Annotated in this window: 19 protein-coding genes and 1 riboswitch; of the genes, 9 read left to right on the plus strand and 10 right to left on the minus strand. The window is 68.9% G+C overall.

Features of this window, described 5'->3' with window-relative positions:
* Positions 1 to 21: 21 nt before the first annotated feature.
* Positions 22 to 1446 (minus strand): MFS transporter, encoded by a 1425-nt coding sequence (locus AB0M51_RS28255; protein WP_344188616.1) that lies wholly within the window; start codon positions 1444 to 1446, stop codon positions 22 to 24.
* Positions 1447 to 1541: 95 nt separating this feature from the next.
* Here AB0M51_RS28255 and AB0M51_RS28260 point away from each other — a divergent pair, with 95 nt between their 5' ends.
* Positions 1542 to 2207, plus strand: coding sequence for a TetR/AcrR family transcriptional regulator (locus AB0M51_RS28260; protein WP_344188617.1), 666 nt, complete (start codon positions 1542 to 1544; stop codon positions 2205 to 2207).
* Between the two features lie 66 nt (positions 2208 to 2273).
* Entirely contained in the window at positions 2274 to 2474 is a 201-nt protein-coding gene (locus AB0M51_RS28265) for a YegP family protein (protein ID WP_363751209.1), read from the plus strand.
* 57 nt (positions 2475 to 2531) lie between these two features.
* Here the strand turns inward: AB0M51_RS28265 and AB0M51_RS28270 are convergent, their stop codons facing one another.
* Complete coding sequence (locus AB0M51_RS28270) at positions 2532 to 2894, minus strand: YciI family protein (protein ID WP_344188619.1); 363 nt, start codon at positions 2892 to 2894, stop codon at positions 2532 to 2534.
* A 95-nt stretch (positions 2895 to 2989) separates the two neighbouring features.
* Here AB0M51_RS28270 and AB0M51_RS28275 point away from each other — a divergent pair, with 95 nt between their 5' ends.
* Positions 2990 to 3952, plus strand: coding sequence for a pyridoxal-phosphate dependent enzyme (locus tag AB0M51_RS28275; protein ID WP_344188620.1), 963 nt, complete (start codon positions 2990 to 2992; stop codon positions 3950 to 3952).
* Positions 3953 to 4223: 271 nt separating this feature from the next.
* A riboswitch (cyclic di-AMP (ydaO/yuaA leader) is annotated at positions 4224 to 4415 on the plus strand.
* Complete coding sequence (locus AB0M51_RS28280) at positions 4415 to 5266, plus strand: NlpC/P60 family protein (RefSeq protein ID WP_344188621.1); 852 nt, start codon at positions 4415 to 4417, stop codon at positions 5264 to 5266. (Overlaps the previous riboswitch by 1 nt.)
* A 148-nt stretch (positions 5267 to 5414) precedes the next feature.
* Here the strand turns inward: AB0M51_RS28280 and AB0M51_RS28285 are convergent, their stop codons facing one another.
* On the minus strand, positions 5415 to 6071 hold the full coding sequence (locus tag AB0M51_RS28285) for a response regulator transcription factor (RefSeq protein WP_344188622.1): 657 nt from the start codon (positions 6069 to 6071) through the stop codon (positions 5415 to 5417).
* Entirely contained in the window at positions 6068 to 7258 is a 1191-nt protein-coding gene (locus AB0M51_RS28290; RefSeq protein WP_344188623.1) for a histidine kinase, read from the minus strand. The genes AB0M51_RS28285 and AB0M51_RS28290 overlap by 4 nt, the downstream gene beginning before the upstream one ends.
* 142 nt (positions 7259 to 7400) lie before the next feature.
* On the opposite strand from AB0M51_RS28290, the gene AB0M51_RS28295 reads away from it, so the two are divergent.
* The 3 genes from AB0M51_RS28295 to AB0M51_RS28305 all read left to right on the plus strand — a co-directional run bounded on the left by AB0M51_RS28295 (position 7401) and on the right by AB0M51_RS28305 (position 9508).
* Entirely contained in the window at positions 7401 to 8285 is an 885-nt protein-coding gene (locus AB0M51_RS28295; protein ID WP_344188624.1) for an ABC transporter ATP-binding protein, read from the plus strand.
* Between the two features lie 25 nt (positions 8286 to 8310).
* Positions 8311 to 9117: an ABC transporter permease gene (locus tag AB0M51_RS28300; RefSeq protein WP_344188625.1), complete on the plus strand. Its 807-nt coding sequence runs from the start codon at positions 8311 to 8313 to the stop codon at positions 9115 to 9117.
* 205 nt (positions 9118 to 9322) lie between these two features.
* The gene (locus tag AB0M51_RS28305) at positions 9323 to 9508 is read left to right on the plus strand and encodes a DUF3073 domain-containing protein (protein WP_131293116.1); all 186 of its coding nucleotides are present in this window, start codon (positions 9323 to 9325) and stop codon (positions 9506 to 9508) included.
* Between the two features lie 168 nt (positions 9509 to 9676).
* On the opposite strand, the gene purM is transcribed toward AB0M51_RS28305, so the two are convergent.
* The gene (purM, locus tag AB0M51_RS28310; protein ID WP_344188626.1) at positions 9677 to 10750 is read right to left on the minus strand and encodes a phosphoribosylformylglycinamidine cyclo-ligase; all 1074 of its coding nucleotides are present in this window, start codon (positions 10748 to 10750) and stop codon (positions 9677 to 9679) included.
* Positions 10751 to 10796: 46 nt separating this feature from the next.
* A complete protein-coding gene (gene purF / locus AB0M51_RS28315; protein WP_344188627.1) occupies positions 10797 to 12359 on the minus strand; it encodes an amidophosphoribosyltransferase in 1563 nt (520 codons plus the stop codon).
* Between the two features lie 259 nt (positions 12360 to 12618).
* Between purF and AB0M51_RS28320 the strand changes: the two genes are divergently transcribed.
* Both AB0M51_RS28320 and AB0M51_RS28325 read left to right on the plus strand, forming a co-directional pair.
* Entirely contained in the window at positions 12619 to 13602 is a 984-nt protein-coding gene (locus AB0M51_RS28320; protein WP_363751215.1) for a LuxR C-terminal-related transcriptional regulator, read from the plus strand.
* 23 nt (positions 13603 to 13625) lie between these two features.
* Complete coding sequence (locus tag AB0M51_RS28325) at positions 13626 to 14606, plus strand: helix-turn-helix transcriptional regulator (protein WP_363751217.1); 981 nt, start codon at positions 13626 to 13628, stop codon at positions 14604 to 14606.
* Positions 14607 to 14967: 361 nt separating this feature from the next.
* Here the strand turns inward: AB0M51_RS28325 and AB0M51_RS28330 are convergent, their stop codons facing one another.
* The 4 genes from AB0M51_RS28330 to AB0M51_RS28345 are packed head-to-tail and all read right to left on the minus strand — an operon-like array spanning position 14968 to position 19139.
* On the minus strand, positions 14968 to 16338 hold the full coding sequence (locus AB0M51_RS28330) for an NAD(P)(+) transhydrogenase (Re/Si-specific) subunit beta (protein WP_344188630.1): 1371 nt from the start codon (positions 16336 to 16338) through the stop codon (positions 14968 to 14970).
* On the minus strand, positions 16335 to 16640 hold the full coding sequence (locus AB0M51_RS28335) for an NAD(P) transhydrogenase subunit alpha (protein ID WP_344188631.1): 306 nt from the start codon (positions 16638 to 16640) through the stop codon (positions 16335 to 16337). Before AB0M51_RS28335 ends, AB0M51_RS28330 begins: the two co-directional genes overlap by 4 nt.
* On the minus strand, positions 16637 to 17761 hold the full coding sequence (locus AB0M51_RS28340) for an NAD(P) transhydrogenase subunit alpha (RefSeq protein WP_344188632.1): 1125 nt from the start codon (positions 17759 to 17761) through the stop codon (positions 16637 to 16639). The genes AB0M51_RS28335 and AB0M51_RS28340 overlap by 4 nt, the downstream gene beginning before the upstream one ends.
* Positions 17762 to 17804: 43 nt before the next feature.
* Positions 17805 to 19139 carry a dipeptidase gene (locus tag AB0M51_RS28345; protein ID WP_344188633.1) on the minus strand — a complete coding sequence of 445 codons (1335 nt, stop codon included), beginning with the start codon at positions 19137 to 19139 and terminating at the stop codon, positions 17805 to 17807.
* Between the last annotated feature and the right edge of the window lie 97 nt (positions 19140 to 19236).

A 19236-nucleotide genomic window follows, 5' to 3' on the forward strand; every position in this document is an offset into this window, starting at 1 on the left:
TGGTGGTTGCCATTGGCAACTTCAGGCGGCGGCGGTGGCTTCGGTGAGTTGTTCTGGGGTGGGCTGGAGTTGTGGGGTCGCTAGGGTCAGCAGGACGTTGGCGATCGCGAAGGCGGCGGCCGCGAGCAGGCCTCGTTCGTAGCCGGCCTGCAGTGCCTGCAGCTGGGTCGCGCCGTGGGTGAGCTCGTTGGTGGTGTGCGTGATCGACAGCGTGGTGACGATCGCGAGCCCGAGTGCGCCGCCGACCTGGTACATCGCGTTGACCACGCCCGACGCGGCGCCCGCCTCGACCGGACGTACTTCGGAGACCGCGTTGATCTGACCCGGTACGCCGACGCCGATGATGCCGAAGCCGAAGATGATCAGGCCGGGGAGCAACTGACTCGTGTAGCTGCCCGTGGCGTCGGCCTGCGAGAGCAGGAGCAGACCGCCGACGCTCAGCACCGCGCCGGCCAGCTGCACCGTACGGGTACCGAGCCGCTGCACCAACTGCGACGCGAGCACCGCGCCGACGATTGCCGCGCCACCCATCGGCAGGAAGTGGACACCGGCCTCGAGCGCACTGTCGCCGCGCACCTGCTGCAGGTAGATCGCGGTCAGGAAGAACATCGACAGGAACCCGGCCCCGTTCAACGCGAGCGAGGCACCAGAGACGCTCAGCGCCCGCGACCGGAACAACCTCAGCGGGACGAGCGGTGAAGCGGACCGCGATTCGACCAGGACAAAGGCGCCCAGCAGGACGACACCGGCCGTCAGTACGCCGATGACCTCGAAAGAACCCCAACCGGAAGGCTCCGAGCGCACTACGCCGTACACAACAGCCATGAGCCCAGCAGTGCCCAGTACGGCGCCGAGTGTGTCGAAGGAGCGTTGGCCCGTCGAATGCCGTACGTCCCGGACGAAGACCGGGATCAGGGCAACCAGAGCGAGCACGATCGGGACGTTCACGAAGAACACCCACTGCCAGCTCAGGGAGTCCACCAGGACCCCGCCGGCTACCACGCCGAGCGTCCCGCCGAGGCCGGCCAGGCCACCCCAGACGCCCATCGCGATGTTGCGTTCGCGGCCGTGGGCGAAGGTCATCGTGAGGATGGCCAGCGCCGCCGGCGAGAGCAGAGCACCGCCGAGACCTTGGACGGCCCGGGCCCCGATCAGGAATTCGGGTGAGTTGGACAACCCCGCGATCAGCGAAGTCGCGCCGAAGAGCAGCAGGCCCGCGGTGAACACCCGGCGCGGCCCGAGCAGGTCGGCCATCCGCCCGCCGAGCAGCAGGAAGCCGCCGAAGAGCAGGGTGTACGCGTTGATCACCCACTGCAGGGAGTCGGCGGAGAAGTGCAGATCCGCCTGGATGTGGGGCAGCGCGACGTTCACGATCGTCACGTCGAGCACCACGATGAACTGCGCGAGGGCCAGCACCGCCAGGGTGGCCCAAGGACTGCGTCGCATCGCCGTACCTCATTACTCGAAGTCAGGTCTACACCGTATGTATACGGCGTAAGCTTACGGAGTAGACAGTAGGTCTACGGTGTAGACTTGTCAACGTGATCACCAAGGAGACCGCCCGCCGGCTCGACCCGGTGCGGGTCATCGACACCGCACTGGCCATCGCCGACGACGAGGGACCGGCCGCTGTCTCGTTCCGGAAGCTCGCCGCGCAGCACGACGTCACGCCGATGGCGCTGTACCGGCACTTCAAGGACAAGGACGATCTGCTGGCCGCGCTGGGCGACCGGCTGCTCGCGGACGTCGTACTGCCGGAGCCGACCGACGAGCCGTGGGACCAGCAGATGCACGCGCTGCTGAGCGCGTTCGTGGCGGCGCTCCGCGCGCACCCGCGACTGGCGGACCTGACGCTGGCCCGGATCCTGGTGGCCGAGCCGGGTCTCGCGCTCGCCGAGCGGGCGCTTGGCCTACTGGTCGAGGGCGGCTTCGCGGTCGACGACGCGGCGGAGATCGGCCGGCAGTCGATCTGCTCGCTGATCGCGCTCGTCACCACCGACCCGATCGCCCGCGAGGTGAGCGACCCGGAGGCACGCGAGGCCTCGCTGCGCCGCAAGCGGGCGTCGCTCGGCGCGCTGTCGCCGACGCAGTACCCGCTGGTCACCTCGGCCGCGGGCGCGCTGGTCTGCCCGTCGTCCCAGGAGCGGTACTACGCGGTCGGCGTGGATCTGGTGGTCGCCGGGATCCGCGGCGTACTCGACCAGTGATGTGTGTCTGACGCCACGTTGCGGCGCGAGAGGACTACGCTCCGACACGGAGCGATAACACTCTCTATGGAGGTACATCGAATGGCGGGGAAGTTCGAGCTGTACAAGGACAAGTCCGGCGAGTTCCGGTTCCGCTTGAAGGCCGGCAACGGCGAGGTGATCGCGACCAGCAGCGAGAGCTACAAGACCAAGGCCTCCGCGCTGAACGGGATCGAGTCGATCAAGAAGAACGCCGCCGAGGCGAACCTCGACGACCAGACCGACTGAAACCTCAAGAAAACAAGGGGGTTCTCCACAGCTGCGCGGAGAACCCCCTCGGTCGTCTCAGAGCCCTTCCGAGAACACCACGCCGCGGACCTCGACCCCCAGGCCCTCGATGCCGGCGTCCGGGATCATCGCGGCCAGCTCGGCCGCCCGCTCGCGGGACGGCACGTCGATCAGGTAGAGGCCGCCGAGGAACTCCTTCGACTCGACGAACGGCCCATCGGTGACCGCCGGTACGCCGTTGCGCACCTTGACCACCGCGGACTCGGCCGGCTGCGTCAGCGCCAGCGTGCCGACGAACTCCCCGGACGCCTTGATGGTGTCCATGAACTTCTGGTGACCGGCACCGATGGCCTGCTGCTCCGCCTCGGGCAGCGCCTCGAGAACCTCGGTGTTGACGTTCAGGACCAGTACGTACTTCACGGTGTCTCCTTCGGGACCGGCCCCCGCCGATCGGGCGCCTTCATCCATCAGTACGGAGCGGGCCGGCGCTCCTTGACATGCTCTAACTTCTTTCCATGACTGGGCTGAGTCTCACAGATGTGCAGGCCGCCGCCGACCGGCTCGCCGGGGTTGCGCACCGTACGCCGGTACTCACCTCGCGGACGCTCGACGAACGGGTCGGGACGCGGGTGTTCCTGAAGGCGGAGAACTTCCAACGGATCGGCGCCTTCAAGTTCCGCGGCGCGTACAACGCGATCAGCCGGCTCGGCCCGGAGCAGCTCACGGCCGGAGTGGCGGCGTACTCGTCGGGGAACCACGCGCAGGCGGTCGCGCTGGCGGCCCGGCTGGCCGGTACGACGGCGGTGATCCTGATGCCTGAGGACGCCCCGCCGACGAAGCTGGCCGCGACCCGCGGGTACGGCGCCGAGGTGGTGACGTACGACCGGTACACGCAGGACCGGACCGCCCTGGCGCAGGAGCTCGCTGCGGAGCGCGGGCGGACGCTGATCCCGCCGTACGACCACTACGACGTGATGGCGGGCCAGGGGACCGTCGCGCTGGAGCTGATCGAGGAGGTCGGCCATCTCGGCGCGCTGCTGGTCCCGGTCGGCGGCGGCGGCCTGATGGCCGGCTGCGCGACCGCGGCGACGCTGCTGTCGCCGGGGATCCGGATGATCGGCGTCGAGCCCGCGGCCGGCGACGACCACGCCCGCTCGCTGGCGGCCGGCGAGCGGGTACAGATCGACGTACCGCGGACGATCGCGGACGGGCAGGCGATCGCCATGCCCGGCGAGCTGACGTTCGCGGTGAACCGGCGACTGGTGGAGTCGTTCGAGCTGGTCAGCGACGCGGAGATCGTGGCCGCGATGGCGTTCGCGTTCGAGCGGCTGAAGATCGTCCTGGAGCCGAGCGGGGCGAGTGCGCTGGCCGCGCTGCTGGCAGGCCGGATCCACGGGCTGCCGGAGCGCGTCGGAGTGGTGCTTTCCGGCGGAAACGTGGGCCTGGAACGCTTCCAGGAGCTGCTCGGAAGTAGCTGAACACGCAAGGACTTTAGGGTGCCCTGACCACCCTCTGTGCCGGTTGTCACAGAAAGCCACCATTGAATGTGACTGAGGTCACACCAAGACCCTCACGTGCCGCCTGCGCCGCGCTCAGACGCGCTCAGGACACCTGGTGTTCACCCAGGCTTGTTGATCCGTCAGAAGCCGATTCAGGCCCTTTCAGCAACGACTTTGTGGATCTGAGGGTTTGCGCCGTGATCGTTCTGTTATACAGTCGTCGGCGGTTCGGTAAACAACACGAACCGCACACGAGTCAACGCCGAGCTCCGCCAGGCTCGTGTGCTCCCCTCGAATACCAATGGCGGAGGTGGGGGACCCAGGAAGTTGGGTCTCGACCGTGAGTGGTCGAAACCCTGGGGTGAAGTCCGCGGGAGCGGACCGGGCTATGAATCCCAGCCCGAACCCGACAGCTAACTTCACAGGCGTCGGGAGACAACCATGCCCGTCACTGCCCGACGGACGTCGCTGCTGCGCGCCGTCAACTCCGCTGAGTCCAGTACTGACCGGCCCGCGGGCCGGACCCTGGCGAAGCACCGCAGGACCAGCAAGTCCGGTGCGCCCCGCGCCGCGGCCGCCGTCCTCACGGTCGGTCTCGCTGTCGGTGGTGGAGCCGCGCTGAGCGTCAGCACCACCCCCGCGACCGCGTCCGCGGCCGCCATGACCGCCGCTCAGCAGCGCGGTCACATGAGCATCCCGAGCCGGCCGCTGCTCCGGAAGGGTGACTCCGGCCCGACCGTGAAGTACGTCCAGAAGGCCCTGCACCTGGGTCCGGACGGCTACTTCGGCAACAGCACCGTCCGGATCCTGAAGAAGTTCCAGACGTCCTGGGGCCTGAAGGCCACCGGCTACACGGACAAGAAGACGTGGGGCCGGCTGACCTGGGCCGCGAAGCACAAGGTGCTCTACGGCAACCACGGTTCCGGCTCGGCCGCGGTCGGCACGTTCCGGACCAAGGTGCTCAAGGAAGCAGCCAAGCTCAAGGGCACGCCGTACCGCTACGGCGGCACCAGCACCCGCGGCTTCGACTGCTCCGGCTACACCGGCTACGTGTACAAGTACGCCGGGCACAAGCTGCCCCGCACGTCGCGTCAGCAGTACGCCGCGACCAAGCACATCAGCCGCGGCGCTGCCAAGCCGGGCGACCTGGTGTTCTTCCACAACGGCGGCGGCGGTGTGTACCACGTCGGCATCTACGCCGGCGGGAACATGCTGTGGCAGGCCTCGAAGCCGGGACGTCCGGTGGCGAAGTCGAAGATCTGGACCAGCGCCGTCAGCTTCGGCCGGGTCTGAGTCCTGACCGGCGGCCGTCCTTCCCCCTGGGCGCCGCCGGTCGTCAGCGTCCACTCCCCCCAGGAACGCTGACTTCGAAACCGGTCCGGGCCGTCGCCCCCACCCCTCCGACGGCCCCGGGCCGGTTTCCTTTGTCCTGGCCTCGGGCCTAGCCGTCCAGGAGTCCTGCCTCGTAGGCCAGGATCGCCACCTGGACGCGGTTGCTCGCGTCCAGCTTCACCAGGGCCCGGGAAACGTGGGCCTTCACGGTGGCCTCGCTCATGAACAGCTTCCGGCCGATGTCGGCGTTCTGCAGGCCGCGGCCGACCTCGACCAGGACCTCCCGCTCGCGTTCGGTGAGCCTGCTGATCCGCTCCTGCGCCGTACGCCGCCGGTCCGCGCGCGGGTCCCCGGCGAAGTGCCCGATCAGCCGCCGGGTCACCGCCGGCGAGAGCATCGCGTCTCCGGCCGCCACCACCTTGATCGCCTGCACCAACTCCCGGGGCGGGGTGTCCTTCAACAGGAACCCGCTCGCCCCGGCCTGCAACGCCCGGAACACGTAGTCGTCGAGGTCGAAGGTCGTCAGTACGACGATCTTCGGCGGCTCCGGCAGCGCCTGCACCTCGCGGGTCGCGGCCAGACCGTCCAGCCGCGGCATCCGGATGTCCATCAGTACGACGTCCGGCCGGTGCTCCTTGACCATCGCCGCAGCGTCCGCGCCGTCCTCGGCCTCGGCGACCACCTCGAGCTCCTCGTCGGACTCGAGGATCATCTTCAGCCCGGCCCGCACCAGCGCCTCGTCGTCCACGATCAGCAGCCGCGTCATCGTTCTCCCTCGTCCACGAGCACCGGCTCGCTGTCCTGCCGATGGTCGTCCCACGGTATCCACGCCTCGACCCGCCAGCCGCCGTCGGTGGTCGGCCCTGTGGACAACCTGCCACCGTTCAGCTCCACCCGCTCGCGCAGGCCGACCAGCCCGGCGCCGGCTCCGGGCAGCAGCGAACCGGCCGCCACCGGCCGTACGTTCGTCACCCGGACCGTCACGCCGCGCCCCCGGGAACCGTGCACCTGTACGTCGGTCGCGGCGCCGCGGGCGTGCTTGTGCACGTTGGTCAGCGACTCCTGCACGACCCGGTAGACCGTCCGGCCGAGCGCCACCGGTACGTCGTCCGGCAGCGCGCCGTCGTACCCCACGGTCACGCCGGCGTCCCGGGACGCGCTGATCAGCCGCTCCAGGTCGGAGGCCCTCGGCACCGGGGCGAGGTCGGCGCCCGCCACGCTCACGTCGGTCCGCAGTACGCCGAGGACCTCGCGGAGGTCCTCCATCGCCTGCCGGGCGGTCTCGCGGATCAGCCGGGCTGAGCCCTCGACCTTTTCCGCGCCGACGGCCGGATTCACCTCGAGGCCGCCGGCGTGCAGGGCGATCAGCGAGACCTTGTGGGCCAGCACGTCGTGCATCTCCTGGGCGATCCGGGAGCGCTCGCCGAGCCGGGCCTGCTCGCTGCGCAGCTCGCGTTCCGCCTCGGCCCGCTCGGCGCGGTCCCGCAGCGACGCCATCAGGTCGCGGCGGGCACCGACGTACGCACCGATCGCGATCCAGGTGCCGACCAGGAACGGGCCGGTGAACGTCGACACCCAGATCTGGTTCCGGTTGCCCCAGCTGTTCAGCACATAGGCGGCGTACGCCGCGACTCCGAGGATCGCCAGTGCGTAGTCGCGGCGGCGGATCGACAACGTCAGCAGCGCCAGGCCCATCGGGACGAAGATCGCCGCGGTCAGCATTGCCAGCACGGTGATCGCGGTGACGGTGACCGGGAAGCGCCGGCGCCAGAAGAGCGCGACCGAGGCCACGATGCCGGCAGCCAGCACCCACCAGTCCTTGGGGTGCCAGCCCCCTGGACCGGACGCGGCCTGCAGGACGATGGTGAGCAGGCTGAAGCCGACGTACAGGATGTCGCGCAGGCGCGGGGCATGCCTGACCCACCAGGCGTACCACCGGCGCAACCGTCGCATTCAGTCACTGTAGTTCGACCGGCGACGCGATCACGTCCCCCTTCCGGGTACGTTCCGGGCCCGCACCGGCGACTTTCGTAGGGGGTCGGAGCAACCGGTCGTCCGATGTGCGGAAGGGGTCTCCGGCGGTTGACTCGTTGCCATGATCACCGTCGAGAACCTGACCAAGCGCTACGGCAGCACCACGGCTGTCCAGGACGTCTCGTTCACCGTCCAGCCGGGCAGCATCACCGGCTTCCTCGGGCCGAACGGGGCCGGCAAGTCCACCACGCTGCGGATGCTGACCGGGCTGACGCCGCCGACCTCGGGCACCGCCACCATCAGCGGCAAACGGTACGCCGACCTGCCGAACCCGGGTCGCGTCGTCGGGGTCATGCTCGACGCCGCCGCACAGCACCCGGGCCGCACCGGCCGCGAGACGCTGCTGCTGAACGCGAGCCTGCTCGGGGTGCCGAAGGCCCGCGTCGACGAGATGCTCGAGGCGGTCGGGCTGAGCCATGCCGCGAAGCGCCGCGTCGGGCAGTACTCGCTGGGCATGCGGCAGCGGCTCGGCATCGCCGGCGCGCTGCTCGGCGACCCCGCCGTACTGATCCTCGACGAGCCCGCGAACGGGATGGACCCGGAGGGCATCCGCTGGATGCGCGGGCTGCTGCAGGACTTCGCCGCCCGCGGCGGCACCGTGATCCTGTCCAGCCATCTGCTCGGCGAGGTCCAGGCGACTGTCGACCGGCTGGTCGTGATCGGCGGCGGCCGGATCGTCGCCAACGGCTCGCTGGACGAACTGCTGGCCGGTTCCGGAACGCTGGTCCGCGGTCTCGACCCGGCCGGGCTGCGTACGGCGCTCACCGCCGCCGGCCTGCAGGTCGACCCGACGGCCGACGGCGCGCTGCGCGTCGACGCCACCGCCGAGCAGGTCGGGCGGGCCGCCGCCGCTGCCGGTCAGATCCTTCTCGAGCTCCGGCAGAGCGACGGCGCCGGCCTGGAGGACCTGTTCTTCCAGCTCACCGCCACCCCCGTCGCCGCCTGACCACCTCTTCCTTCTGGAGACTTTCATGACCACCGTGACCGACCTCGCGCCGGAGACGAACGCCAAGCACCGCAGCGAGGTGGCGACCAGCCTGCCGCCCGCCCGCGGCCAGTCCTTCCTGAAGCTCGTCACGATCGAGCTCCGCAAGTCCGTGAACACCCGCAGCGGCCGGGTACTGATCGCCGCGATCCTGCTGATCGCGGTGGCCGCGCTGGCCTGGCAGCTGACCCACCTGCCCTCCGGACCGGTCGGCTTCGACTTCTTCCTGGGCGCCGCGATCACCGGCGTGATGCTGTTGCTGCCGGTCATCGGCGTGATGACGATGACCTCGGAGTGGACCCAGCGGACCGCGCTGACCACGTTCACGCTGTCACCGCGCCGGGTGCGGGTGCAGCTGGCGAAGTTCGTGTCGGCGGTCGTGCTGAGCGCCGTGGTGCTGACCGGGGTCGTCGTACTGACCCTCGCGGCCACCGCGGTCACCGGAGCGGGCACCGATCACACGGTGTCGTACGCCGGGCTCGGCGGGCAGCTGGCCGGCGCGTACCTGACCGTCGCGTTGAACGTCGTGATGGGTGCCGCGTTCGGTGCCGTGGTCCCGCAGACCGCGGTCGCGATCCTGATCTACTTCATCGCGCCGACCGCCTGGTCGCTGGCCGGGCCGGCGCTGTTCAAGGACAACGCGAAGTGGCTCGACGTGTTCGGCGCGCTGGGCCGGATCTCGGCGCGCGACCTGCACGGAATGGCCGCCGAGACGCTGACCGCGGTGGCGGTCTGGATCGTCCTGCCGACCGTCGTCGGACTGTGGGCAAGCTCACGTCGCGAGGTCAAGTAGCGGGGACCGGACGCGGCGAGGTGGGCCGGGATGAGGGGATCGGCCCACCTCGCCGATGCTGTGATCGGACCTCTGAGGGGTCCGACGAGGGGGCGGTGCGTGTGTCGATCCGCCGCTCCGGGTATCCTTGAACCACGATTACTGACGACTGATCCGTGGGCGCCACGCAGCGTACCCGGTTGACTTGTGCGAGGGGGTCGACGCTATGGGGCGCGGCCGTGCAAAGGCCAAGCAGACGAAGGTCGCACGCGACCTGAAGTACCGCACCTGGGACACCGACTTGGACCAGCTCAAGCGTGAGCTGTCCGGTGACCAGGGTGGCGACCGTTCTGCGAACGGTGACAACGACGGCGACGGAGACGACGCCGACGACTACCACCCCCGTCGGTAAGCATTAGCCCGGCTGAGCTGCTCAGGCGCCCCTCGCGGGGTGGCTGAGCAGTTCACCGTGCGCCCGACGTGTTCCAACACACCGGCACCACCTGTGGAGGATCATCAGATCGGACAGCCCGAGGCGTCGGACTGCCCGATCGGGACCCGCTCGCAGGTGGCGCGGTGATTACTTGGCGTACGTGCCTTCGAGGGTGACGGTGCCGCCTGCGGTCGCGGTGACTTCGCCGCATACCCAGGCGGGGATGTCGCGTGCCGCCAGCGCCTGGATCGCGGCGTCTGCCGACGAGGGGTCCAGGACGGCGACCATGCCGGCACCCATGTTCAGCGTCTTCTCGAGCTCCGGCAGCGGTACGTCGCCGAGCAGTCCGACGAGCCCGAAGATCGGCGCCGGCGTCCACGTCGACCGGTCGATCCGGACCGACAGCTGGTCGGGGATCACCCGCGCCAGGTTCGCCGCGAACCCGCCGCCGGTGATGTGCGACATCGCGTGCAGCGGCTTGTCGTCGCCGTCGTTCAGCTCCTGGATGAGCTCCAGGCAGTGCTTCGCGTACACCCGGGTCGGCGTCAGCAGCACCTCGCCGAGCGACGTACCCAGCTCCGGCACGGTTCGGTCCAGCGTCCACTTCGCGCGGTCGAAGAACACGTGCCGCACCAGGCTGTACCCGTTCGAGTGCAGCCCCGACGACGCCATCGCCAGTACGACGTCCCCCGCGCGCACCCGCTCCGCGCCGAGCACCTCGTCGGCCTCGACCACACCCGTCGCGGCGCCGGCCACGTCGTACTCGTCCGCCTCCAGCAGGCCCGGGTGCTCGGCGGTCTCGCCGCCGACCAGCGCCGTACCGGCCTCGACGCACGCCTCCGCGATGCCCTTCACGATCTGCGCGATCGTCTCCGGCACCACCTTGCCGGTGCAGATGTAGTCGGTCATGAACAGCGGCTCCGCGCCGCACACGACCAGGTCGTCGACGACCATCCCGACCAGGTCGAACCCGATCGTGTCGTGCTTGTCCAGCTTCTGCGCGATCGCGACCTTGGTCCCGATCCCGTCCGTCGACGTCGCCAGCAGCGGCCGCCGGTACGACGTCAGCGCGGTCGCGTCGAACAGCCCGGCGAACCCGCCGAGCCCGCCGACCACCTCCGGGCGGGTCGCCTTCGCCACCCACTCCTTCATCAGCTCGACGGCCCGGTCACCGGCCTCGATGTCGACCCCGGCGGCGGCGTAGCTCGCGCCTTCGCTCACTGTTCTTCTCTTCCTGTCGCGGCTCTGGGTCCCGTACGTACTAGGACTACGGGCGGCTGAGGGCGTCGGCGGCACCGGCTCCACCGGCCACCGTCGCGAGTCCGTCCGCGTCGGTGCGCAGCGGGTCCTCGAGCAGGTGCTTGCCGAGCTGCTCGGGATCCGGCAGCGCCACCGGGTACACACCGTCGAAGCAGGCGCGGCACAGCCGGTCCATCGGCACGGTGGTCGCCTCGACCAGCCCGTCCAGGCTGATGTACCCGAGCGAGTCGGCGCCGAGCGAACGGCAGATCTCCTCGGTGTTCAGCCCGTTCGCGATCAGCTCGGCGCGGCTGGCGAAGTCGATTCCGTAGAAGCACGGCCACTTCACCGGCGGCGCGGTGATCCGGACGTGGATCTCCTTCGCGCCGGCCTCGCGCAGCATCCTGATCACGGCACGCTGGGTGTTGCCGCGGACGATCGTGTCGTCGACGACCACCAGCCGCTTGCCCTCGATCACCTCGCGGAGCGGGTTCAGCTTCAGGCGGATGCCGAGCTGGCGGATCGTCTGGCTCGGCTGGATGAACGTCCGGCCGACGTACGCGTTCTTGACCAGGCCGGAGCCGTACGGGATGCCGGACTCCTCGGCGTACCCGATCGCGCCCGGCGTACCGGACTCCGGGGTCGCGATCACCAGGTCGGCCTCGGCCGGGTGCTCCTGGGCGAGCTTGCGGCCGATCTCGACCCGGGTCGAGTAGATCCGCTGGCCGGAGATCTGGGTGTCCGGGCGGGCCAGGTACACGAACTCGAACAGGCAGCCCTTCGGGTCCGGCTCGGCGAACTTCGTCGACCGCAGCCCCTCGGCGTCGATCGCGACGATCTCGCCGGGCTCCACCTCGCGGATGAACGAGGCGCCGACGATGTCCAGCGCCGCCGTCTCGCTCGCGATCACCCAGCCGCGCTCCAGCCGGCCCAGCACCAGCGGGCGGATGCCCTGCGGGTCACGGGCGCCGTACAGCGTGTTCTCGTCCATGAAGATCAGGCTGAACGCACCCTTGACCTTCGGGAGGATCTTCGCGGCCGCCTCCTCGATGGTGAGGTCCGGGTAACCGGCCAGCATCGAGGTCAGGATGTCGGTGTCGCTCGACGCGCCGTGCTTGGCGTTCGCCTTCGCGTGGTCGACCTCGGCGTCCAGACCGAGATCCAGATCACCCTCACCGGCGAGACTGGCGGCCAGTTCGCTGGTGTTCGTCAGGTTGCCGTTGTGCCCGAGCGCGATCGACCCGGTCGCCGTACTGCGGAACGTCGGCTGCGCGTTCGCCCAGACGCTGGACCCGGTCGTCGAGTACCGGCAGTGACCGATCGCGATGTGCCCCTTGAGCGAAGCCAGCGTCGCCTCGTCGAAGGCCTGGCTGACCAGCCCCATGTCCTTGTAGACGAGTATCTGGCTCCCGTTACTGACCGCGATCCCCGCCGACTCCTGCCCCCGATGCTGCAAGGCGTAGAGCCCGAAGTACGTCAGTTTGGCAACCTCTTCCCCCGGCGCCCAGACCCCGAAGACGCCACAAGCGTCCTGCGGACCCAGATCCTGCGGGTCGAGTTCATGAGTAAGCCGACCATCGCCACGAGCCACACGAGCAGTCTACGGGACGCGGGTTGGACTGAAGACCAGCGTCTACCAGCAGACGTGACCCACGCAGTCGGGCTGATCCGGAGTCGCGAACGAGGCCGTCGGCGCCGCCGCGAAGAGAAACGCCGCGACACCGACTACCGTCAGCACCTTCTTGATCACGTATCGTCCCTTCAGAAATAATCCGAACCACCATTTGGTGCTCAATGTCGACGCACTCTGTATATGGTCGGTTCCGACAAGTTTCTGGAGGAGAGGGATCGTGCTCGAGCCGCTGGGGGTGGACGAAGCCACTTTCGCGGTCTATCACGCCCTTCTCAACCACCCAGACAGTACGCCCGAGCAGATAGCAGCGCTAGTAGATCGCTCGACGAGCGAAGTCCAGGAACTGCTGGACAAGCTCCGACGGCTGGCACTGTTGGTGCCGACGTGGACCAACCCGGACGGCGAACACGCAGTTCACCCGCGTGTCGGGCTGACCGGACTGGCAGAACGGCGCCGGACCGAGTTGAACAAGGCGCTCGGCGAGCTGAAAGAGGCTGAAGCGTCCGCCGAGATCATCGCCGAGCAGTACAACGAGTTGCTGACCTCGCGGAGCAGCGGAGACGTCGAGATCCTCAAGGGACGGGCGAACGCATCGCGTCGGATCGAGGAGCTCGCACTGAAGACCAAGGAAACGTCCTGGGGCCTCGTGCCGGCTCATTTCGACGACTCAGTCTCGACGTCAGTGCGCTCCCCTGACATGGAGCTTCTCGACCGGGGCGTTCGGATGCGCACGGTCTACTTGCAGAGCATGACTGCGTCGAAGCAGGCGATGGAGTACGCAGAGACGATCCATCGGCACGGCGGGGAGATCCGGGTAACGCCTACGTTGCCAATGCGTCTCATTCTCTTCGACCAGCAAATCGCCATCATGCCGATGGACCCCGAGAACCCGACCGCCGGCGCAGTCATCCACCGCACACCAGCAGTCGTCTCCGTCGCTCTCGCGTTGTTCGACGCGTACTGGTCCCGGGCAACGGAAATGTTCGACGCCGACGACCGCGACGACGAGACGCCGCTGACGCCTCACGAGTCCGAAGTACTGCGTCTCCTCGCCGGTGGCGCCAAGGACGAGCAGGTCGCCCGCCTCCTAGGCATCTCCCTCCGCACCGCCCGCCGCATCACCGCCAACCTCTCCGAACGCCTCGACGCGGCCAGCAGGTTCGAACTCGGGGTAGCCGCGGCGAAGCGCGGCTGGGTGTAAGGCGCTTGTTCGAGTCACTTGGCGTGAGCGGCGACACGCTTGCGGTCTACCGCGTCCTGCTCGAACAGCCGTCCTTTCTCCTTCGCTCGCGCTTCTCAGACCTCTGCGCGTATCTGAAGTTGCCCGAAGAAGCAGTCACTGTCGAGCTCGGCCGCCTACGAGAGTTCGGGCTGCTCGTCCCCCGGTGGAACACGCGGGACGAGGAGTACCCGTTGCATCCCTCAGTCGGCCTGGAGCGCCTCGCGACTCAACGGCAGAAGCAGCTTGATGCACTCACCGACGAACTGCAGCACGACAGGCTCACCGCTGGGCAATTTGTCGCCGATTACACCGAGTTCTTGGCCGAGCGAACAGCCCGCGATGTCGAGGTCTTCGAGGGCCGCGAGCTGGCGTACGAGCGGATGCAGCAGTTCCGTCCGACCAAGTCTGCCTGGGGGATGCTGCCCTATGTCGATGGGGATTTCCCAGATGCGAAACCCAACCAAAGCCCGGATCAACCTCTCCTCGAGCGAGGCGTCGAAACCCGCTATCTCGTCGCCGAAACACAGATGAAGCATCGTGTGTTCAAGGAAGGTTACTTCTTCTACTTCAGCGAGTACGGCGCGAAGGTGCGAACCACTCCCTCACTGCCGATGAAGTTACTCATCTTCGACGGCGAATCGGCGGTAATGGGAATCGACCCGGACGACACCTCGGTCGGCGCGGTCGTTCACCACAGCCGCACCGTGGTACGGCTCGCGGAGGAAATGTTCCTGAAGTATTGGGAGAACGCAGACGACGCATTCGGTGATTCGACACCACGCAGGACCCGCGGAGTCACGCCTCAGGAAGGCGAGCTGCTGAAGCTCCTTGTTCAGGGCGCAACCGACGAGCAGGTCGCCCGCAAGCTCGCGGTCTCTATGCGAACAGTTCGACGGATTGTCGCGAAGCTCAGTGAGCAGGTGGGGGCTTCGGGGCGGTTTGAACTGGGGGTTCGGGCGGCGCAGCGGGGGTGGGTGGATTAGCCCCAGTCCCAGGCTCGGGAGACGGGTGCGGGAAAGCAGGGCAAAGGGTTCTCCTTGGTGCGGGGAAGGGTGAGAGGAATGGGTGCGCCGCCCGGCCTCTCGATACGGAAAGTCAAACAGGGGGAACCGTCGTCGGACAACGAACGACACTGGCCGGGGGCGGTCGTTGGCCGGGGGCGGCCAGGCGGATGCGCCACCCGGTCGACTGCCGTCTGATCGCCTGCTGTGTGGCCTCGGGCGCTTTGCGGAAGTTTTTGGGCGCTGGGTGGCAGGAATTTTCCGGAAAGGCTCGGTGGGCAGGCGGCTGAAGGCGGGGCAGTGTGGGGCGGGTGCGTGATGGTGATGGGCCGTCGGCGGGTGGCTAGACCGTCTTCAGAGCGGCGAGGAGTTTGGTGAGGGTGTCTCGGGCGTCGCCGAAGAGGAGGGTGGTCTTGGGGTCGTAGAGGAGTTCGTTCTCGATGCCGGCGAAGCCGGGGCGCATGGAGCGTTTCAGGAAGATGACGCGTTGGGCCTCGTCGGCGTTCAGGATCGGCATGCCGTAGATGGGGGCCGACGGGGTGTTGCGGGCGGCGGGGTTGACGACGTCGTTGGCGCCGACGACCAGGACCACGTCGGTGGTCTTGAAGTCGCCGTTGATGTCGTCCATCTCGCGGAGTTGCTCGTACGGGACCTGGGCCTCGGCGAGCAGCACGTTCATGTGACCGGGCATCCGCCCGGCGACCGGGTGGATCGCGTAGTCGACCTTCACGCCGCGGCTGTGCAGTTCCTCGACGAGGTCACGCAGCGTGTGCTGAGCCTGGGCGACGGCCAGGCCGTACCCGGGCACGATGATGACCTTGTTCGCGTACCCGAGCAGGATCGCGACGTCCTCCGGGCCGGCCGAGATCACCGGCCGGTCGGACGCCGTACCGGCGCCGAGGGTCGATCCGCCGCGGACGGCGCCGAAGAGGATGTTGAAGACGGACCGCCCCATCGCGTCCGCCATCAGTTTGGTCAGCAACGTACCGGCGGCGCCGACGAGCGTGCCGGCCACCAGCAGCAGGGTGTTGCCGAGCACGTAACCGCCCGCGGCCACCGTCAGACCGGTGAAGGCGTTCAGCAACGAGATGACGATCGGTACGTCGGCACCGCCGACCGGCAGCACCAGCATCACGCCGATCGCGAGGCCGACGAGGCAGAGCAGTACGCCGACCCACACGCGCGGGTCCGACACCAGCCAGACGCCGAGCGCGATGCCGCCCAGCAACGAAGCGACGAACAGCACCGGCAGGCCGGGGAACGTCACCGGCCGGGTCGTCATCAGCTCCTGCAGCTTCGCGAACGTCACCACCGAGCCGGCGAAGCTGATCGCCCCGACCAGGATCGTGAACGCGGTGGCGATCGCCGCGACGGTCGCGTCGGCGGTCACCTCGCCGAGCTCGAGCAGCGCCACGAGTGCGGCCGCGCCGCCGCCGACACCGTTGAACAAGGCAACGAGCTGCGGCATCTGGGTCATCTGCACGCGCCGCGAGCCGACCACTCCGCCGACGGTGCCGACGATCAGCGCGATCAGTATCGGCGCCAGGTGGTGCGGCTTGTACGCCGCGAACGTGATCAGCACCGCGAGCACCGCACCGGCGGCACCGATCAGGTTGCCGGTTCGCGCGCTCCGCGGCGACGACAGCGCCTTCAGCGCGACGATGAAGCAGACCGCGGAGACCAGATACCCGATCTGGGCCCAGGTGGGGATCACTTGTGCAGCTCCTTCTTGCGAGCCCCCGGACCTTTGAACATCTCCAGCATCCGGTCGGTGACCACGAAGCCGCCGACCATGTTGACCGTCGCCAGTACGACGGCCAGCAGCCCGACGATCATCACGATCACCGAATCGGTGGCGCCGGTGACGATGATGGCGCCGACCAGGATGACGCCGTGGATGGCGTTCGCGCCGGACATCAGCGGGGTGTGCAGCGTCGAGGAGACCTTGCTGATCACCTCCACGCCGACGAAGGCCGCGAGGACGAAGATCGTCAGCAGCGCAATCGATTCACTCATGCCTGGGGTCCTTCCAGGAGGGCACGGGTCGGCTCGTGCAGCACGCTGCCGTCGTGGGTCACGCAGCAGCCGCGGACGATCTCGTCCTCGAAGTCCGGGTCGAACGCGGCGTTCCGCGTCATCAACCGGATCAGGTTCGCGATGTTCTGGCCGTACAGGCGGGACGCCGGGCCGGCCATCTGCGACGGGACGTTCGCGCCGCCCCAGACGAGCGCGTCGCCGATCGCGAGCTCGGTACCGGCGACCGAGCCCTCGACGTTGCCGCCCTGCTCGGACGCCAGGTCGACGACGACCGAGCCGGGCTTCATCTGCTCGACCATCGAGCGGGTGACCAGCATCGGCGCGGTCCGGCCCGGTACGGCGGCGGTCGTGATCAGCGCGTCGGCCGCGGCGACGTACGGCGTGAGCAGTTCGCGCTGGAGTTGCGCGCGTTCGGGGGTCATCTCGCGGGCGTACCCGCCGGGGCCGTCGAGGGTGCCGAGTTCGAGCTCGATCGGGACGGCGCCCATCGAGGCGATCTCCTCGGCGGCGGCGGTCCGGACGTCGTACGCCTTCACCACCGCGCCGAGGCGCTTGCAGGTGGCGATCGCCTGCAGGCCGGCGACGCCCGCGCCGAGGACCAGGACCTGGGCCGGCGGGACGGTGCCGGCCGCGGTCATGTTCAGCGGGAAGAACCGCGGCAGCCGTTCGGCGGCGACGATCGCGGCCCGGTACCCGGCGACGAGCGCCTGTGAGGACAGCGCGTCCATCGACTGGGCCCGGGAGATTCGCGGGATCAGTTCCATCGCGAACGCCGTCAGCTTGGCCCGCGTTGCGGTGCGGACCACATCCGGCGGGTTCGTCGGCAGGAACGACATCAGCGCCGTACCGGCGTGCAGCCGCTGCAGGCGTTCGCGTTCCAGCGGCTGGACGGAGGCCACCACGGTGGCGGCGTGATCGGCGCCCCAGGCAACCTCGGCGCCCGCCTCGCGGTACTGGTCGTCGGAGAACAGCGCGCGTTCACCGGCGGCCGGCTCGACCGCGACCTCGTAGCCGAGCTCGATCAGTTTCGCCACATGTTCCGGCACCAGTGCGACCCGGCGCTCGGCCGGCCTGGTCTCCCGTACGACTGCGATCTTCACTCGCCGAAACCTATGCCAAACACTGGGTCGCCGGAAAGCCCGGTCAGCTCTGGTTTGCCAGGTTCTGAAGCAGCAGCGCTTCGGCGAGGCAGACCTTGCGGAACTCGGCGAGGTGCAGGCCCTCGTCGATGCCGTGTGCGCGGGTGTCGGGATCCTCGACGCCGGTGACCAGGACGGTGGCCGCCGGGAAGGCCTCCTGGAACTCGGCGATGAACGGGATCGAGCCGCCCATACCCATGTCCACGGGCTCCACGCCCCAGGCTTCCTGGAACGCCGAACGCGCTGCTTCGTAGCCGGCGCCGCGGGCGTTCACGCTGCACGGCTGGCCGGTCTGGCCCTCGGTCACGGTGACCTGCGCACCCCACGGCGCATTGTTCTCCAGGTGGTCACGCAGCGCGGCACTCGCCTTCACGGCGTCGTCACCGGGGGCGACCCGCAGGCTGACCTTGGCCCGAGCGACCGGCACCAACGTGTTGCTGGCCTCGGCCACCGACGGCGCGTCGATGCCGACCACGGCGACCGCTGGCCGGGTCCACAGCCGGTCGACCAGCGACCCCGAGCCGGTCAGCCGGACGGAGTCGAGCACGGACGACTCGGCGCGCAGCCGGTGCTCCGGGTACACGACGTCCGCGGCGCGGGACGCGTGCAGGCCGTCGACCGCGACGTCGCCCTTGTCGTCGTGCAGCGTCGCGAGCAGCCGGCACAGCGCGGACAGCGCGTCCGGGATCGGGCCGCCGAAGAGCCCGGAGTGGACGGCGTGTTCAAGCGTTCGAACCTCCACGTACGACTCGACCAGACCGCGCAGCGACACCGTCAGCGCCGGCCGCCCGACCTCCCAGTTGCCGGAGTCGGCGATCACGATCGCGTCCGCGGCGAGCTCCTCGGCGTACTCGTCGAGCAACTGCAGCAGGGTCGGCGAGCCGATCTCCTCCTCGCCCTCGACGAACACCGTCACGCCCACCGGCAGATCGTTGCCGAAGGCCCGTACGGCGGCCAGGTGCGCGGCGATCCCGGCCTTGTCGTCGGCCGCGCCGCGCCCATACAGCCGGTCGTCGCGCTCGGTCGGCTCGAACGGGTCGGAGGTCCACTGCTCGACCGGGCCGGTCGGCTGGACGTCGTGGTGGGCGTACAGCAGCACGGTCGGCTTGCCGGCCGGTGCCGGCTTCTTCGCGATCACGGCCGGCGCGCCGTCGTTCACCCGGACGATCTTCGCGGTGAAGCCCTCGGCCTCGAACAACCGCGCGGTCGCCTCGGCGGACCGCTGGACGTCGGCCGCACGGGCCGGTTCGTAACTGACCGACGGGATCCGGATGAGGTCCTCGAGGTCGGCACGGACACTGGGCAGAACGCGGTCGATCGCCGCTGACAGATCGGTCATGCGACAACCGTACGGCGTCCGTTCGCGGAACCGACGCCCAGTTCACCTAGCCGTGTCAATAAATTCCGTCCTACTCTGAAATTCTCGTAGGTTTCCG

The organism is Kribbella sp. NPDC051137 (assembly GCF_040682535.1).
In the GTDB taxonomy this organism is placed as follows: Bacteria; Actinomycetota; Actinomycetes; order Propionibacteriales; family Kribbellaceae; genus Kribbella; species Kribbella karoonensis.

Excerpts from the sequence above, each read along its gene's own strand:
- AB0M51_RS28345 (WP_344188633.1), bottom strand. The coding sequence starts at position 19,139 with ATGACCGATCTGTCAGCGGCGATCGACCGCGTTCTGCCCAGTGTCCGT.
- AB0M51_RS28280 (WP_344188621.1), top strand. The coding sequence starts at position 4,415 with ATGCCCGTCACTGCCCGACGGACGTCGCTGCTGCGCGCCGTCAACTCC.
- AB0M51_RS28290 (WP_344188623.1), bottom strand. The coding sequence starts at position 7,258 with ATGCGACGGTTGCGCCGGTGGTACGCCTGGTGGGTCAGGCATGCCCCG.
- AB0M51_RS28255 (WP_344188616.1), bottom strand. The coding sequence starts at position 1,446 with ATGCGACGCAGTCCTTGGGCCACCCTGGCGGTGCTGGCCCTCGCGCAG.
- AB0M51_RS28335 (WP_344188631.1), bottom strand. The coding sequence starts at position 16,640 with ATGAGTGAATCGATTGCGCTGCTGACGATCTTCGTCCTCGCGGCCTTC.
- AB0M51_RS28285 (WP_344188622.1), bottom strand. The coding sequence starts at position 6,071 with ATGACGCGGCTGCTGATCGTGGACGACGAGGCGCTGGTGCGGGCCGGG.
- AB0M51_RS28275 (WP_344188620.1), top strand. The coding sequence starts at position 2,990 with ATGACTGGGCTGAGTCTCACAGATGTGCAGGCCGCCGCCGACCGGCTC.
- AB0M51_RS28265 (WP_363751209.1), top strand. The coding sequence starts at position 2,274 with ATGGAGGTACATCGAATGGCGGGGAAGTTCGAGCTGTACAAGGACAAG.
- AB0M51_RS28295 (WP_344188624.1), top strand. The coding sequence starts at position 7,401 with ATGATCACCGTCGAGAACCTGACCAAGCGCTACGGCAGCACCACGGCT.
- AB0M51_RS28300 (WP_344188625.1), top strand. The coding sequence starts at position 8,311 with ATGACCACCGTGACCGACCTCGCGCCGGAGACGAACGCCAAGCACCGC.
- AB0M51_RS28305 (WP_131293116.1), top strand. The coding sequence starts at position 9,323 with ATGGGGCGCGGCCGTGCAAAGGCCAAGCAGACGAAGGTCGCACGCGAC.